We start from the raw sequence: 16,154 nt of genomic DNA on the forward strand, positions 1-16,154 counted from the left end.
CCATGAAAGTCTGGGAAATCCTGCACAATCTCGGCGAGACGCTATTGCTGCTGTGGCGAGCGGCGCCGCGGGCGCTGAGCCTCGCCATCATGTCGAACCTCGTCGTCGGCGTCATACCGAGCGTGCTGCTCTACATCAACGCGCAGCTCATCGAGCGCCTGACGTCCAATGCGGCCGCAGCCGCTGTCATGGCGCTCGTCATTGCCTACTTCATACTCGGCGGCTTTCACGATGGATTGAACGCGATATCGAGCTTCATCGTCGACTCGCTTGGAGATTCGGCGCGCATGCTGCTGAAGCGAGATGTGAACTCGATCGTCGCGACGTTCCCGAACCTCGGCATACACGAGGATGCCGATCTGCGCGAAACGGCGATTCTCGCGGCCGGCGCGAGCGACCAGGTGGGTGAACTTGTGCTGCATCTTTATGCAGTCTGCATTGGAACCGTGATGATCATTCCGATCCTGCTCCTGACGGGGCAAACGGCATGGTGGATTCCCTTCCTCGTGTTGGCTGGCATGGTGCCGCCCCTCCTGTTCCGGGCGCGGGCCGAACGCGAGAGCTGGAATGTCCAGGAGCATCATGCGGCAACGTTCAACGATCTGCGCCTTCTCGAGCGGGTTCTGACGCAGCCCGAATTCGCCAAGGACTTGCGCATCTACCGCATGCAGGAGCGTCTGCTGGCCAAGTGGCAGGGTCTCTACGACAACTATCTCGAGACCATCAAGCGAGTACGCACGCGCAACGCGCTCAAGCTCGCCGCGACGTCGCTGGCGGCAAGTGTCTGCCTCGGACTGCCGCTCTATGCCGTCATCGACGGATTTCAGCTCGGCAAGTTCAGCATCGCCCAGCTCGCGTTCCTGCTCGGCGCGCTCGTTCAGTTGAAAGACGGGTTAGCCGCGATCGTCTACAACTTCGGCGATCTGTTGCGCGTTTCCTATGCCGTGCGCCCGTTCCGCAAGCTGATCGCCCTTCACGCTGCGCAGCAGAAGCAGGCGGTCGACCCTGCCCGCCGGCCGCCGCCGGTGCGCGAAACGTCGGCGGCCGCACCCTGCGTGACGCTGCGCAACGTGGGTCTGCGGTACGGCGACGCCGAACATGCCGCGCTTGATCAGATCGGTCTGGAGATTCGCGATCGAGAGGTCATCGCGATCGTCGGCGAAAATGGCGCCGGCAAGACGACCCTGCTCAAATTGCTGTGCGGTCTCTACGAGCCGACGACAGGTGTGTTGGCGTGGTCGACGGCCCATCATCCTCCGCGTGTGGTCGGTGTGTTTCAGGACTTTGCGCGCTTTCCGCTCGACGTGCGCGAGAATCTCGTCGAGCACGACATGCAGCAAGCCGACGAATACCTGAAGGCGGTCGGCCTCGAGTTCCTGGGCCGCCGCCCGGACACCCCTCTGACCACGGAGACGGCGGGCGGAACCGATATTTCAGGGGGGCAGTGGCAGAGGCTAGCCATCGCGCGTGCGATGGCACATGCCGACGAAGCCGACCTGCTCGTCTTCGACGAACCCACTTCAGCGCTCGATCCCGAGTCCGAAGCGGACATCATGCGACTCATTCTCGAACTGGCCGAGCAACGGACGACCGTCATCGTTAGCCACCGTCTCGCGTTGACGCGATTCGTCGATCGCATCGTCGTGCTCGACAAGGGCCATCTCGTTGAGGAGGGGTCTCACGACGAACTCATCGCCCGAAACGGGAAGTACGCGCGGATGTTTCATAGTCAAGCCATGTTCTATCACGACAGCGTTCCGGATGGTCCTGCCGCAATACGGCGGTCCGATGTGCTGGTGGGGAGGAACTCGAAGGGATTCGATCGACGACGCCCGCGCTGAATTCGCCCCGGAACCCAGAAACTCCGAAGCTTTCTGCATTTCAACCAGTCCATTTCCATTTCATTACAGACGGCCGCTCGTACACCCCCGAAGCACATTGCTCTCATGAAGAAATCCCCCCAACGCGGGTGCTACGTGGCTACCGGCCTCGCCGTCACCGTCTTGCTCATTGCGTTCGCGTGGCGCTGGCTCGCGCCGGACAAGCGTCCGCAATACCTGAGCGCGAAGGTCGAGCGCGGCGATCTCGAGAGTGCGGTGCTCGCGACGGGCACGCTGCAGGCCTTCAAGGGGGTCGACGTCGGCGCGCAGGTGACCGGCCAGCTCAAGTCGCTGAAGGTCAAACTCGGCGACAAGGTCAAGAAGGGGCAATGGCTCGCGGAGATCGACCCGGTGCTCCCGCAGAACGCGCTGCGTCAAGCGAAAATCAGCGAGCAGAACCTCGTCGCGCAAAGACGCGCGACGGCCGCGCAGCTCGCTCAGGCCGAGCTCGCATTCCGCCGCCAACGGCAAATGCTGCCGGACGACGCGACCTCACGGCAGGACTACGAAGCTGCGCAGGCCACACTCGACGTGCAGCGTGCAACCCTTGCGTCGTTCGACGCACAGATCCGCGCGGCCCGCATCCAGATCGAGACCGAGCAGGCCAACGTCGGCTACACGCGAATCGTCGCGCCGATGGACGGCGAAGTCGTCGCGATCGTCACGCAGGAGGGGCAAACCGTACTCGCGCAGCAGCAGGCGCCCGTGATCCTGAAGCTCGCCGACGTCGACACGATGACCGTCAAGGCGCAGGTGTCCGAAGCCGACGTCATCCGCGTGCACCCCGGCCAGACCGCGTACTTCACGATCCTCGGCGACCCCGACAAGCGCTACTACGGCAAGCTGCGAGCAATCGAGCCCGCGCCGCAGAACTTCCTCGACACGCAGAGTTCGCTCGGCGGTATGGGCGGCGGCTTGTCCAAGCCGAATACTGCGGTGTTCTACAACGCACTGTTCGAGGTGCCGAATCCCGGTCATCGGCTGCGCATCTCGATGACCGCGCAGGTCAGCGTGGTGCTCGACACCGCGCGCCAAGCGCTTAGCATTCCCGTTGCCGCGCTCGGCGCGCAGGCGCCGGACGGCCGCTATGCGGTGCGCGTGATCGGCGCCAACGACAAGGTTGTCACGCGCCAGGTCCTCACCGGACTGAACAACAACGTGAAGATCGAGGTGCGCGACGGCCTGAAGGCCGGCGAGCGCGTCGTGATTGGCGAAGCGGCAGACGACACTCCCGGTTCGGAAATTTAGCGATGACCCGGCCGCTGCTGCAGTTCACCAACGTCACACGGCGCTTTCCGGCCGGCGATCGGGATGTGATCGTGCTGAAAGACGTCAATCTGTCGATCGACGCTGGCGAGATCGTCGCAATCGTCGGCGCGTCGGGTTCCGGCAAGTCGACGCTGATGAACATGCTCGGCTGCCTGGACCACCCGAGCGCTGGCAGCTACCGGGTCGGCGGCCGCGAGACGCGCGACCTCGACGCGGACGAGCTCGCTCAATTGCGGCGCGAGCACTTCGGCTTCATCTTCCAGCGTTACCACCTGCTGCCGTATCTCAATGCGGCGGCAAACGTCGAGATGCCGGCTATCTATGCGGGGAGCGCGCATGCTGCCCGGCGCGCGTGCGCCGAGCACCTGCTTGCTCGCCTCGGGCTTACGGAACGCGCCGGCCACCGGCCGAGCCAGCTGTCCGGCGGCCAGCAGCAGCGCGTCAGCATCGCACGCGCACTGATGAACGGCGGCGAAGTGATCCTTGCCGACGAGCCGACGGGCGCACTCGATTCGAAAAGCGGTCAGGACGTCATCCGGATCCTGCGCGAACTGAATGCGCTCGGCCATACGGTGATCATCGTCACGCACGACGAGCAGGTCGCCGCGCACGCGCGCCGCATCATCGAGATCCGCGACGGCGAGATCGTCGCGGACCGACCAAACTCGCCGGTCGAGGATGGCTCGCCGGCCCCGGCGCATGCTGCCGACGTGTCGTCCACCGTCGCCGGCGACCGAACCGCGCAGGCGAACGCATCGGACGATCGCGGCGTCCGAGCCGCCTCAGCGGACGCACTGGCTGCCGCGCCGCTTCGCCCGCGCCAGTGGTCGGCGAGTGCCGGCAGCTTCGCCGAGGCGTTCCGGATGGCCTGGCTCGCGCTCGTATCGCACCGGCTGCGAACGATCCTGACGATGCTCGGCATAATCTTCGGCATCACGTCGGTCGTGTCGATCGCCGCGATCGGTGAAGGCGCGAAGCGTTACATGCTCGACGAAATCGCCAGTATGGGCACCAACACGATCAGCATCTACCCGGGCCGCGACTGGGGCGACAGCCAGGCAGGCACGATCCAGACGCTCGTGGCCGCCGACGTGGCCGCCCTCGCCGAGCAGCACTACATCGACGGCGCGACGCCCGAAACGGCGCGCAGCCTGCTGCTGCGGTACCGAAATATCGACGTGAATGCGCTCGTGAGCGGTGTCGGCGAGCGTTTCTTCCAGGTGCGCGGAAGGAACTTCACACTGGGTGTCGGTTTCAGCACGGATGACGTGCGTCGTCAGGCGCCGGTCGCGGTGATCGACCAGAACACGCGCCGCAAGCTGTTCGGCGCGAACCCGAATCCGCTCGGCGAGGTGATCCTCGTCGACAACCTGCCGTGCATCGTGATCGGCGTGACGGCGGACAAGAAGAGCGCGTTCAGCGACATGAAGGACCTGAACGTATGGGTACCGTACACGACCGCGAGCGGCAGGCTGTTCGGCCAACCCCATTTCGGCAGTATCACCGTACGCGTACGCGACGGCCAGCCAAGCAAGGCCGCCGAGAACAGCCTTGTGAAACTGATGACTCAGCGCCACGGGCGCAAGGATTTCTTCACGTACAACCTGGATAGCGTAGCCAAGACGACCGCGAAGACCGGCCAGTCGATCGCGCTGCTGCTGTCGCTGATCGCGGTGATCTCGCTCATCGTCGGCGGGATCGGAGTGGTGAACATCATGCTCGTGTCGGTCACGGAGCGCACGCGCGAAATCGGCATCCGGATGGCGGTCGGCGCGCGGCAGAGCGATATCATGCAACAGTTCCTCGTCGAGTCCGTGATGGTATGCCTGATGGGCGGCGCGATCGGAATCGTGCTGTCGTTCGGCATGAGCTTCATCTTTTCGCTGTTTGTCACCCAATGGAAAATGGTGTTCTCTGTCGGCTCGATCGTCACCGCGGTCCTGTGTTCGACGCTGATCGGCATCGTCTTCGGCTTCATGCCCGCGCGCAACGCGGCGCGGCTCGATCCGATTGATGCGCTCGCGCGCGATTGAGGTCGCGATGATCTGCATCCCGACCGCCCCTCGCAGCGTGCTCGCGCTCGCTTGCGCAGCCGCGCTGCTCGCCGGCTGCGCAAGCGAGCGTCGCCAGCCGCTACCCGCCGTGAACCTGCCCGCGCAATGGACCACGTACGACGCGGCCGGCACGGCGCCCGCTTCCGCTGCGTCGAGCGCATCCGCGCCCTTTGCTACCTCGCCAATTCCGGCCGACTGGTGGCGCGGCTTCGGCGACCCGGTGCTCGACCGGCTGATCGCCGACGCGCTCGATGTCAACAACGACCTCGCTGCTGCCACGATCCGCGTCTATCGTGCCCGCCTGCAGGCGGGGCTCGTCGCGACCAATCAGACGCCGAACGTCACCCTCGAGGGCGCCGGCAGCGTGTCGCACTCGCTCGGCGGCAACGACGGCATGTCGCGCAATTTTGACGAAAATGGCAGCGTGCCGCGCACGCTCGATTCACATCGAACGTCGCGCATGAGCAATCTGTCCGGCATGCTCAGCTACGAACTCGACCTCTGGGGCAAGCTCGCCGCGCTGCGCGACGCGGCGCGCTGGAGCGCCAATGCGACGCAGGCCAATCGCGACGCGGCGCGGCTCTCGTTGATCGGCGCGACGGCCGCGCTGTACTGGGAGATCGGTTATCTGAACCAGCAGATCGCGCTCGGCGACGCAAGCATCACGTATGCGGAGCGCACGCTTGCGCTGGTGCGCGCGCGCCATGCGGCGGGCGCGGTGTCCGGGTTCGACGTTGCGCAGGCCGAGCTGAGCGTGTCCGCGCAGCGCGCGGCTCAGACGCATCTGATCCAACAACGCACCGTGAAACGTCACGCGCTTGCGATCCTGTTCGACAGGCCGCCGCACGCGAAAGCCGCGGAGCCGACCGCGCTGCCCGACCGGCCGCTGCCAGCGGTGCCTGCGGGCGTGCCTGCGGATCTGCTTGGTCGACGCCCGGATCTCCGTGAAGCGGAGTTCCGGCTGCGCGAATCACTCGCGAACCTCGACTTCACCCGCACAAGCTTCTATCCCTCGTTCACGCTGACAAGTTCCTTCGGCACGTCGAGCGCGAGTCTCGAGCGCGTGCTGTCGAATCCGATCGCGATGCTCGGCCTCGGGCTCTCGCTGCCGCTCATCGAATGGAATACGATGCGACTGAAGATCAAGGTGTCGCAGACGGAGTACGAGGAAGCAGTCGTCGCTTTCCGCCAGCGGTTGCACACCGCGCTCGGCGAGGTCGAAAACGTATTGTCTGCACGTGCGCAGCTCGAACGTGAAGGCGAACAGCACACGCTGTCGCTCAAGTGGGCACAGCATGCGGAAGCGCTGGCGCGAGTCCGCTTCGTGGCCGGCGCGACCGACGTACGGCCATGGCTCGACCAGCAGCAGCGGCTGCGCGACGCGCAGAGCGCCGTCGCGCTGAACCGCTTGCATCGACTCAACAACCGGATGGACTTATACAAGGCGCTGGGCGGTAGTGATCACTGACCTGATTCCAACGCGTGCGAACAGACTTGTCGATTGCGAAGTGGGAGACGGCGGGTGACGGGCACGCGATTCCGTTTCGAAAAAGCAAGAAACGCCTGATGGGCGGGAGTTTTGGACAGGCGTCCGGAGGACTCGAACGCGGCACAAATCGGCCCGGCGCACTTCCCAAAGCGGATATTGCCGCCATCGCTCGCTGCGTAAATTTCGATGTTCCGCCGTGGAAAGACTGCCCGGAGCGCCAAAATCTTGTAACCCTTGTGGCGGAAGGCAGCCGGAGTCGAACCGACCCGGGAGTGACTGACACCCCCAACTGGATTTGAAGTCCAGCCGTACCACCGGATACGAATGCCTTCCGTGGGGAAAAACCAAAGAACGACGAGCGCCTACGCCTGTACACCCACCCAACCGCTGTCAGGCCGCAGGAAGTGAAGATCGCGGTGGAAGCGAGTATACCCAACCCGATCGAAGAACTCGAGAATCTGGATCGCGCGCTTGCGGCCGAGCCCCGTTGCATCGCGAAACGTCGCCGCGTCGAGCCCGCCGCCGCGCGCCGGCGCGAGATGCGCGACCAGCCCGGCCAGCTCTCGCACGACATCCGCGTGATAGAACAGGTCGCGCACGATCTGATGCACGTCGCCGCGCCGCGCGAGCTTGCGCAGCAGCGTGCGCACGGCCTCCTCCTGCGCGCCCGTGTCGCGCGCCAGATCGCGGACCCACGGCGGATCGAAGCGCCCCGCATGAATCAGCGGCAGCAATTGCCCCGCCAGCGCTTCCTCGCGCGCATCGAAACTCACCGAATGCGACGGCAGATGCAGCCACGGCCCGCTTCGCGCCACCTCCCCGCCGTCCACCAGCGCATCGACCAACGCACGCCACAGCGCATCGCCGACGAGCGGCGCCGCCATCCGCCGCAGGCGCGCCGCATCGAGCCCCTGCTCGTCCGGCACGCGTTCGTGATACGCGCGCAGCGTATCGATCGCCCGCGCCTGCAGCGCGTCCCAATGCACTCGCGCGATCACCGTGCCGTCGTTCGACGCGCGCTCGCGCTGGCCGATCGCCAGTGCGTCGTCCGGCAACGCCAGCACGTCGGGCGCGAAGCCCGTCAGGTGCGTGAGCATCGCGCGTGCGATCCCGAGCGGCGCCTGCGCGAGCAATGCATCGAGCCGCCCTTCGTCGAGCCAAGCGGCCAGTGCGTCGAGCCACGCACGGCGCGCGGGCGTGCGACGCTTGCGTGCGGGACCGAACGGATCGAGCACGCGACCGCCGCCGACGGTGCGCGTCGCCTGCGGATTGCGGACTATGAAGCGATCGCCCGGCAGCGCGAACACGGGTTCGTCGAACACCAGTTGCACGCGCATCATCTGGCCCGCCGCGAGCGTATCGCCGTCGAGCAGCGCGACGTGCGCGACGCGATGCAGCGTGCCGAGATGCACGTGCAGCGGCGCCCAGTGCGTCAGCGTGAGCCCCGCATCGGCCAGGAGCGTCAGTTCGACGTCGAGACGCGGCGACGTCGCGACGAGCCGCGCATCCGCGACGGTATCGCCACGCTCGACGTCCGCACGGTCGACGCCGGCCAGGTTCAGCGCGCAGCGCTCACCCGCGCGGCCCGCGTCGACCGGCCGGTTCTGCGCATGGATGCTGCGCACGCGCGCCGCACCGCCGGTGCGCACGACCGCGAGCGTGTCGCCCGTCGCCACGCGGCCCGCGAACGCGGTGCCCGTCACGATGGTCCCCTGCCCGGCGAGCGTGAACACGCGATCGACCGCGAGCCGGAACAGGCCGTCGTCGCGGCGCGCACGCCATGCGAGTGCCGCATCGGCGAGATGACGCTTCAATGCGGCGACGCCCGGATCGTCGTCGCGCGTCGCGCAGGTTTCGAAGATCGGCGCGCCATCGAGCGTCGAGCCGTGCAGCCACGCAGCGATCTCGTCGCGCACCGCCGACAGGCGCGCGGCGTCGACCCGATCGCACTTCGTCAGCGCGACAGCACCATGCGCGACGCCGAGCAGTTGCAGGATCGCGAGGTGCTCGCGGGTCTGCGGCATCACGCCGTCGTCCGCGGCGATCACGAGCAGCGCGAAGTCGATCCCGCTCGCACCGGCCGCCATCGTATGAATCAGCTTCTCGTGACCCGGCACGTCGATCAGGCCGAGCACGTCGCCATTCTCGAGCGGCGTGTACGCATAGCCGAGTTCGATCGAGATGCCGCGCGCCTTCTCTTCCTTCAACCGGTCGGTGTCGACGCCGGTCAGCGCGCGCACGAGCGTCGTCTTGCCGTGATCGATATGTCCCGCGGTACCGACGATCATGCAGCCGGCCCCGCAGCCTGCACGCATTGCGCGACGAATGCCGCTTCGTCCGCCGCTTCGAGGCAGCGCAGGTCGAGCCGCAGCGCATTGTCGGCGATGCGGCCGATCACCGGGCGCGGCCATTCGCGCAACCGTTTCTCGAGCTGCGCGAGCGCACGGCCGCCGCGCTTGCCGTCCGGCGTGCGCACGACGAGCCCGGCGCTCGGCAACTGGTCGACCGGCAGCGCGCCGCTGCCGATCTGGCTGAACATCGGCTCGACCTGCACGTCGAAGCCGCCGCCGAGCGCGGCCTGCAACGCCGGACGCACGCGCTCGGCGGCCTCGGCGATCTCGCGCTGCGGCCGCGTCAGCAGACGCAGCGTGGTGAGCCGCTCGCGCAGGAATTCCGGCGCCTGGTACAGCCGCAGCACGGGCTCGAGCGCGGCGAGCGTCAGCTTGCCGACGCGCAGCGCGCGCTTGAGCGGATGTTTCTTGATCTTCGCGACGAGCGCGCGATCGCCGACGATCAGCCCGGCCTGCGGCCCGCCGAGCAGCTTGTCGCCGCTGAACGTGACGAGGTTCGCGCCTGCCGCGACGGTTTCCTGCACGGTCGTCTCGTGCGGCAGGCCCCATTGCGACAGATCGGCGAGCGTGCCGCTGCCGAGGTCGACCGCCACCGGCAGCCCGTGCTCGCGCGCGAGCGGCGCGAGTTCGGCCAGCGTCACTTCCTTGGTGAAGCCGCTGATCGCGTAGTTGCTGCAGTGCACCTTCATCAGGATCGCCGTGCGCGGACCGATCGCGTCCGCGTAGTCGCGCAGATGAGTGCGGTTGGTGGTGCCGACCTCGCGCAGTTTCGCACCCGCACGGCTCATGATGTCGGGAATGCGGAACGCGCCGCCGATCTCGACCAGTTCGCCGCGCGACACGATCACTTCGCGTTTCGGCGCAAGCGCCGACAACACGAGCAACACGGCCGCGGCATTGTTGTTGACGACGGTCGCGGCTTCCGCGCCGGTCAGTTCGCACAGCAGATCGTCGATCAGGTCGTCGCGGTCGCCGCGGCGGCCGGTGGCGAGGTCGAATTCGAGGTTGACGGGTTGCGTGAGTGCGTCGACCACCGCGCGCACCGCGTCGTCGGGCAACAGCGCGCGCCCGAGATTCGTGTGCAGCACGGTGCCGGTCAGGTTGAACACCGCGCGCACGGTGCCCGCGCTCTGCTCGGCCAGCGCGCGGGCGACGGCCGCCGCGATGCGCGGCTCGTCGAGCGGCCCGGCCGCCGGCGGATCCTGCTGCGCGGCGGTGCGCCAGCGTTCGAGTTCGGCGCGCACCGCGTTCAGCACGCGCGTACGGCCATAGTCGGCGAGCAGCGGCTGCAGCGGCGCCGACGTCAGCACGCGCTCCACCGACGGCACGCGTGCGAGGACGGCATTCAGTTCATTCAAACCCGGTTCGGTCACGTAATGGTGGCTCCAATTCCATGCGCGGCAGGCAGCCGGCGCAGGCGCTCGCGCGCGCCCCGGCTCCGTACCGTCATTCCGCTTCGCGCGACATGTCCGGCCACAGCAGCGGGTTCGGCGAACTGCGCTGGTAGCCGGCTTCGTTCATCAGCAGGTCGAGCGTGAGGCTCGCGAGATCGTCCGCCAGCGGCTCGAACTCGTAGTCCTTCTCCTGGTAGCCGATCTTGCGATAGGTCTTGCATTCGTCACAGGACTCGGCCTTGACGGCTCCGCTGCCGCCTTCGATCCCGTGGTAAGCGATGCCCTTGGTCGAATCGCAGTGCGAACATTTCGTGCGCACCATGTGCCACTCGGTCGTGCACAGGCCGCACTGCAGGAAACGGTAGCCCTGGTACTGGCCGCCGACGCGCACGACGCTCGCGACCGGATGCGTGCCGCACACGGGGCACAGCCCCGGCTGGTCGAGATACGGGACGTCGGCCGGTGCCACGCGGCTCGCGAGATCGGTCCAGACGACCTGCAGCGCGGCCATCAGGAACGGCGCGGTGGCCGGGTCGACTTCGGCGAAGCGCAACGCGAGGATCGCGTCGGCCTGCGCGTCGAGTTCGGCGGGCGCCATCAGGCGCAGCCGGTCGAGCAGCTTCGCGAGCGACGGATTGACGAGCCCGGCGCTTTCGACGCGGTCGAGCAGTTCGTACAGCACGGCCCGCCACTGCGGGTTGCGCTCGCCGTCGAGCGCCGGCACGAGGGGCATCGAATGCTGTTGCGCGCGTGCGATCGCTTCGGGCGACGGCAGCGGCAGTTCCAGCGCCTGCAGCGTCGCGTGCTGCGCGTCGGCAACGGTCGCCATCAGCCGCAGGTAGCCGCTGATCGGGTTCAGGTCGGCAAGCTTGCGCAGCCGGGCGGCACGCGCGGCGAACGCGGTGCCGCGCTCCGGCAGGCGAAAGCGCGGAATGGCCGAGTGATCGAGCGCCGAAATCTCGGTCGGTTCGAGAATGCGTTGTGTCACGAAAATGTCTTCCAAATAAACAAGCGCCGACAGGTCGGCGCTTCAGGCGGTTCCGACGGCTGACGGAACGGCCCGCCGCGATCGGCGAGCCGCCCCGCTCCAGTGCGTTATTTCACGCTTTCACGGAACCACTTCGGGTGATGCTTGCGGGCCCAGCCCAGCGTGACGGTGCCGCGCACCATCGCCCCGATCGAGCCCTTCACCCACAACGCCGCGTAAATGTGCACGATGATGCTCGCGATCAGCACGAAGGCCGCCACGGCATGCACGACGGCGGCCGCGCGGATCACCCCGATCGGGAAGTAGAACGAGAAGTAGCGCCGCCAGATCACGATCCCCGACAGCAGGAGCAGCAGCAGGCACGCCACCAACGTGAAGAATAGCAGCTTCTGTCCGGCGTTATAGCGCCCGACGGGCGGCAGCCTGTCTTCCTGGTTGGTCAGCACGTCGCCGATCTGCTTCAGCCATTGGCGGTCGTCCGCGTCGAGCGTGTTGTGATGCCAGAAGCGCACCACGAGAATCGCGAACGACACGAACATCACGAGACCGACGAACGGATGCAGGATCCGCGTCCACTGGCCGCCGCCGAACAGCGCGGTGAGCCAGAACATCGACGGATGGAACAGCGCGAGCCCGGACAGCGCGAGCAGCACGAACGTGATCGCGGTGATCCAGTGGTTCGTGCGCTCGTTCGGCGTGTAGCGGACGATCAGGTTGGGGTCGTCGTGCTTCATTTTGCGTCCTCCTTGATGCGTCGCGCCTCGTCGCGGGCGGCGGCTTCCTCTTCCTCGCTGACCTCGTTCGGACCGACCCGGGTGTAGTGGAAGAACCCGGCCAGCGCGGTCAGCGCGAGGCCGGCGACCGCGAGCGGCTTCGCGATGCCCTTCCACAGCTTCACCATCGGGCTGATCGACGGATTGTCGGGCAGCCCGTGGTACAGCGACGGTTTGTCGGCGTGGTGCAGCACGTACATCACGTGCGTGCCGCCGACGCCCTGCGGGTCGTACAGCCCCGCATGCTCGAAGCCGCGCTCCTTCAGGTCCTCGATCCGCTCGGCCGCGTGCTGCTTCATGTCCTCCTTGGTGCCGAACACGATCGCGCCGGTCGGGCAGGTCTTCACGCAGGCCGGCTCCTGGCCGACCGCGACGCGGTCGGAACAGAGCGTGCACTTGTACGCGCGATGATCCTTCTTCGAGATCCGCGGCACGTTGAACGGGCAGCCGGTCACGCAATAGCCGCAGCCGATGCAGTTCTCCTCGTGGAAATCGACGATCCCGTTGTTGTACTGCACGATCGCGCCCGGCGACGGACACGCCTTCAGGCAGCCCGGATCCTCGCAGTGCATGCAGCCGTCCTTGCGGATCAGCCACTCGAGGTCGCCCGCCGGGTTCTCGTATTCGGCGAAGCGCATCACCGTCCACGAGTGCTCCGACAGGTCGGCCGGGTTGTCGTACACGCCGACGTTGGTGCCGACCTCGTCGCGCAGGTCGTTCCACTCCATGCATGCCGTCTGGCATGCCTTGCAGCCGATGCATTTCGATACGTCGATCAGCTTCGCGACGCTCCCGGTCACCGGTTCGCGCGCCGTGGGCGGCGGCGTCGTGGTGGCCGAGACGCGCTTGATATCCAGCGATTGCAATGCCATCTCTTCCCCCTTACGCCTTTTCGACCTTCACCAGGAACGACTTGAATTCCGGTGTGTACGAGTTGCCGTCGCCTACGGACGGAGTCAGGGTATTGGCGAGATAGCCGGGCTTCGTCAGACCCTTGAAGCCCCAGTGCAACGGGACGCCGACCGTCTGGACCTTCTTGCCCTCGATCGTCAGCGGCTTGATCCGCTTCGTGACGAGCGCGACCGCGACGATGTAGCCGCGCTTGGACGACACCTTCACGCGATCGCCGTGCGCGACGCCGACTTCCTTCGCGAGGTCTTCGCCGATCTCGACGAATTGCTCGGGCTGGATGATCGAGTTCAGCCGCGCATGCTTGGTCCAGTAGTGGAAATGCTCGGTCAGCCGGTACGTCGTCGCGACGTGCGGGAACTCCGATGCCTTGCCGAACGACGCGCGGTCGTCCGGGAACACGCGGGCGGCCGGGTTGTTCAGCGCCTGCGGGTTGTCAGGGTGCAGCGGGTTCGCCGCGAGCGGCGTCTCGAACGGCTCGTAGTGCTCGGGGAACGGACCTTCGTTCATCCCCGCGCGGGCGAAGAAGCGCGCGACGCCTTCCGGGTTCATGATGAACGGCCCCATCCCGTTCTCGGGCGGTTCGTCCGCCTTGAAGTCCGGAATGTCGGGGCCCTTCCACGCGCTGCCGTTCCAGCCGATCAGCTTGCGGGTCGGGTCGAACGGCTTGCCGGCGACGTCGCACGATGCGCGGTTGTACAGGATCCGCCGGTTGGCCGGCCAGGCCCACGCCCAGTTCAGCGTCTGGCCGATGCCGGTCGGGTCCGAGTTGTCGCGCCGCCCCATCTGGTTGCCGGCCTGCGTCCAGGCGCCGCAGAAGATCCAGCAGCCGCTCGCGGTCGTGCCGTCGTCCTTCAGCTGCGCGAACGCGGCGAGCTGCTCGCCCTTCTTCACGAGCGTCTTGGCCGGATCCTTCGGGTCGGGCAGGTCGGCGAGCGCACGGCCGTTGAACTCCATCGCGAGCTCTTCGGGCGTCGGGCTTTCCGGGTTCGCGTACGGCCAGGTCAGGTTCACGATCGGGTCCGGATACTTGCCGCCGTCCGTCTGGTACATCTTGCGCATGCGCAGGAACAGCCCCGCCATGATCTCGAGGTCGCTCTTCGCCTCGCCCGGCGGCTCCGCGCCCTTCCAGTGCCATTGCAGCACGCGGCTCGAACTGACGAGCGAGCCGTTTTCCTCCGCGAAGCACGTGGTCGGCAGCCGGAACACCTCGGTCTGGATCTTCGACGCATCGACGTCGTTGTAGTCGCCGTGATGCTTCCAGAACTCGGACGTCTCGGTCGCGAGCGGATCCATGATCACGAGCCACTTCAGCTTCGCGAGGCCGGCCGCCGTCTTCACCTTCGACGGCGCCGCCGCGAGCGGGTTGAAGCCCTGGCAGATGTAGCCGTTCATCTTGCCGGCATTCATCAGCTCGATCGCCTGCAGCAGGTCGTACTGCTTGTCGAGCTTCGGCAGGTAGTCGTAGGCCCAGTTGTTCTCGGCGGTCGCGGCGTCGCCCCACCACGACTTCATGAAGCTGACGTGGAACGCCTTGTAGTTCTTCCAGTAGCTCAGCTGGTTCGGCCGCAGCGGCAGCTGCACGCGCTTCTTGATGTAGGCGTCGAAATCCTGCTCGGCCTGCATCGGCAGCGTCATGTAGCCCGGCAGCAGGTTCGACATCAGCCCGAGGTCGGTCAAGCCCTGGATGTTCGAGTGGCCGCGCAGCGCGTTCATCCCGCCGCCGGCGATGCCGATGTTGCCGAGCAGCAGCTGCACCATCGCGCCGGTGCGGATCATCTGCGCACCGACCGAATGGTGCGTCCAGCCGAGCGCGTACAGGATCGTGCCGGCGCGGCCTGGCACGGCCGTCGTCGCGAGCATCTCGCACACCTTCAGGAATTTCTCCTTCGGCGTGCCGCAGGTCTGCTGGACCATGTCCGGCGTATAGCGCGCGTAGTGCTGCTTCAGCAGGTTGTAGACGCAGCGCGGATGCTGCAGCGTCGGGTCGACCTTCGCGAAGCCGTCGTCGCCCCGCTCGTAGTCCCAGCTCGATTTGTCCGGATACGCGTGCTTCTCGGCGTCGTAGCCGGAATAGATGCCGTCGTTGAACGCGAAATCCTCGCGCACGATGAACGAGAAGTCCGTGTAGTTCTTCACGTACTCATGCTGGATCTTGTCGTTCGTCAGCAGATAGTTGATCACACCGCCCAGGAAGACGATGTCGGTGCCGGTGCGGATCGGCGCGTAGTAGTCGGCCACCGAGGCCGTACGCGTGAAGCGCGGGTCGACGACGATCAGCCGCGCCTTGCGGTGCGCCTTCGCCTCCGTTACCCACTTGAAACCGCACGGATGGGCCTCGGCTGCATTGCCGCCCATCACGAGAATCACGTCCGCGTTCTTGATGTCGACCCAATGGTTCGTCATCGCTCCACGGCCAAACGTCGGGGCAAGACCTGCCACCGTCGGGCCATGTCAGACACGCGCCTGATTGTCGAATGCGAGCATCCCCAGACTGCGGACAGTCTTGTGCGTGAGATAACCGACTTCGTTGCTGCCCGCCGATGCGGCCAGCATGCCGGTGGTCAGCCAGCGGTTGACCTTCGCGCCGTCTTCCGCCGTCTCGACGAAGTTCGCGTCGCGGTCGGCCTTCATCAGCTTCGCGATCCGGTCGAGCGCGTCGTTCCAAGAGATGGGTTCCCACTTGTCCGAGCCGGGCGCACGATACTCGGGGTGCGTCAGGCGGTTCGGGCTGTGGATGAAATCGATCAGGCTCGCACCCTTCGGGCACAGCGTGCCGCGATTGACGGGATGGTCGGGATCGCCTTCGATATGGATGATGCTCGGCTGCGCATTCTTCGCGCCGTCACCGAGGCTGTACATCAGGATGCCGCAACCCACTGAACAATAAGGACAGGTGTTGCGCGTTTCGACTGTGCGCGCCAGCTTGTACTGTCGGACCTCGGCGAGCGCTTCCGTCGGAGAAAAGCCCAGCAGGGCAAGACTCGATCCGGCAAGCGACGTGGCCGTCACCTTCAGGAACTGGCGCCGGGACATTTGTAGCATGA

Annotated in this window: 10 protein-coding genes and 1 tRNA gene; 4 read left to right on the plus strand and 7 right to left on the minus strand. The window is 66.4% G+C overall.

Annotation, left to right across the window (positions count from 1 at the left end):
• Positions 1-2: 2 nt before the first annotated feature.
• The 4 genes from DIE16_RS05435 to DIE16_RS05450 all read left to right on the plus strand — a co-directional run bounded on the left by DIE16_RS05435 (position 3) and on the right by DIE16_RS05450 (position 6,671).
• Complete coding sequence (locus DIE16_RS05435; protein WP_124891987.1) at positions 3-1,841, plus strand: ABC transporter ATP-binding protein; 1,839 nt, start codon at positions 3-5, stop codon at positions 1,839-1,841.
• A 105-nt stretch (positions 1,842-1,946) separates the two neighbouring features.
• On the plus strand, positions 1,947-3,128 hold the full coding sequence (macA, locus tag DIE16_RS05440; protein WP_124891988.1) for a macrolide transporter subunit MacA: 1,182 nt from the start codon (positions 1,947-1,949) through the stop codon (positions 3,126-3,128).
• A 2-nt stretch (positions 3,129-3,130) separates the two neighbouring features.
• Positions 3,131-5,182 carry a MacB family efflux pump subunit gene (locus DIE16_RS05445; RefSeq protein WP_124891989.1) on the plus strand — a complete coding sequence of 684 codons (2,052 nt, stop codon included), beginning with the start codon at positions 3,131-3,133 and terminating at the stop codon, positions 5,180-5,182.
• Positions 5,183-5,189: 7 nt separating this feature from the next.
• The gene (locus DIE16_RS05450; RefSeq protein WP_124891990.1) at positions 5,190-6,671 is read left to right on the plus strand and encodes an efflux transporter outer membrane subunit; all 1,482 of its coding nucleotides are present in this window, start codon (positions 5,190-5,192) and stop codon (positions 6,669-6,671) included.
• Between the two features lie 258 nt (positions 6,672-6,929).
• On the opposite strand, the gene DIE16_RS05455 is transcribed toward DIE16_RS05450, so the two are convergent.
• From DIE16_RS05455 to fdnG, 7 genes are all read right to left on the minus strand, one after another.
• Positions 6,930-7,025: transfer RNA gene (locus DIE16_RS05455), tRNA-Sec, on the minus strand.
• Between the two features lie 29 nt (positions 7,026-7,054).
• The gene (selB, locus tag DIE16_RS05460) at positions 7,055-8,980 is read right to left on the minus strand and encodes a selenocysteine-specific translation elongation factor (protein ID WP_124891991.1); all 1,926 of its coding nucleotides are present in this window, start codon (positions 8,978-8,980) and stop codon (positions 7,055-7,057) included.
• Complete coding sequence (gene selA / locus DIE16_RS05465; protein ID WP_124891992.1) at positions 8,977-10,416, minus strand: L-seryl-tRNA(Sec) selenium transferase; 1,440 nt, start codon at positions 10,414-10,416, stop codon at positions 8,977-8,979. The genes selB and selA overlap by 4 nt, the downstream gene beginning before the upstream one ends.
• A gap of 73 nt (positions 10,417-10,489) precedes the next feature.
• Positions 10,490-11,425 carry a formate dehydrogenase accessory protein FdhE gene (fdhE, locus tag DIE16_RS05470; protein WP_185735451.1) on the minus strand — a complete coding sequence of 312 codons (936 nt, stop codon included), beginning with the start codon at positions 11,423-11,425 and terminating at the stop codon, positions 10,490-10,492.
• Positions 11,426-11,532: 107 nt separating this feature from the next.
• A complete protein-coding gene (locus tag DIE16_RS05475) occupies positions 11,533-12,159 on the minus strand; it encodes a formate dehydrogenase subunit gamma (RefSeq protein WP_124486369.1) in 627 nt (208 codons plus the stop codon).
• The gene (gene fdxH, locus DIE16_RS05480; protein ID WP_124521371.1) at positions 12,156-13,070 is read right to left on the minus strand and encodes a formate dehydrogenase subunit beta; all 915 of its coding nucleotides are present in this window, start codon (positions 13,068-13,070) and stop codon (positions 12,156-12,158) included. Before fdxH ends, DIE16_RS05475 begins: the two co-directional genes overlap by 4 nt.
• Positions 13,071-13,080: 10 nt before the next feature.
• Complete coding sequence (gene fdnG, locus DIE16_RS05485; RefSeq protein ID WP_148093142.1) at positions 13,081-16,152, minus strand: formate dehydrogenase-N subunit alpha; 3,072 nt, start codon at positions 16,150-16,152, stop codon at positions 13,081-13,083.
• Positions 16,153-16,154 lie beyond the last annotated feature (2 nt).

It is taken from the genome of Burkholderia sp. Bp9090, assembly GCF_003857985.1.
Classification (GTDB): domain Bacteria; phylum Pseudomonadota; class Gammaproteobacteria; order Burkholderiales; family Burkholderiaceae; genus Burkholderia.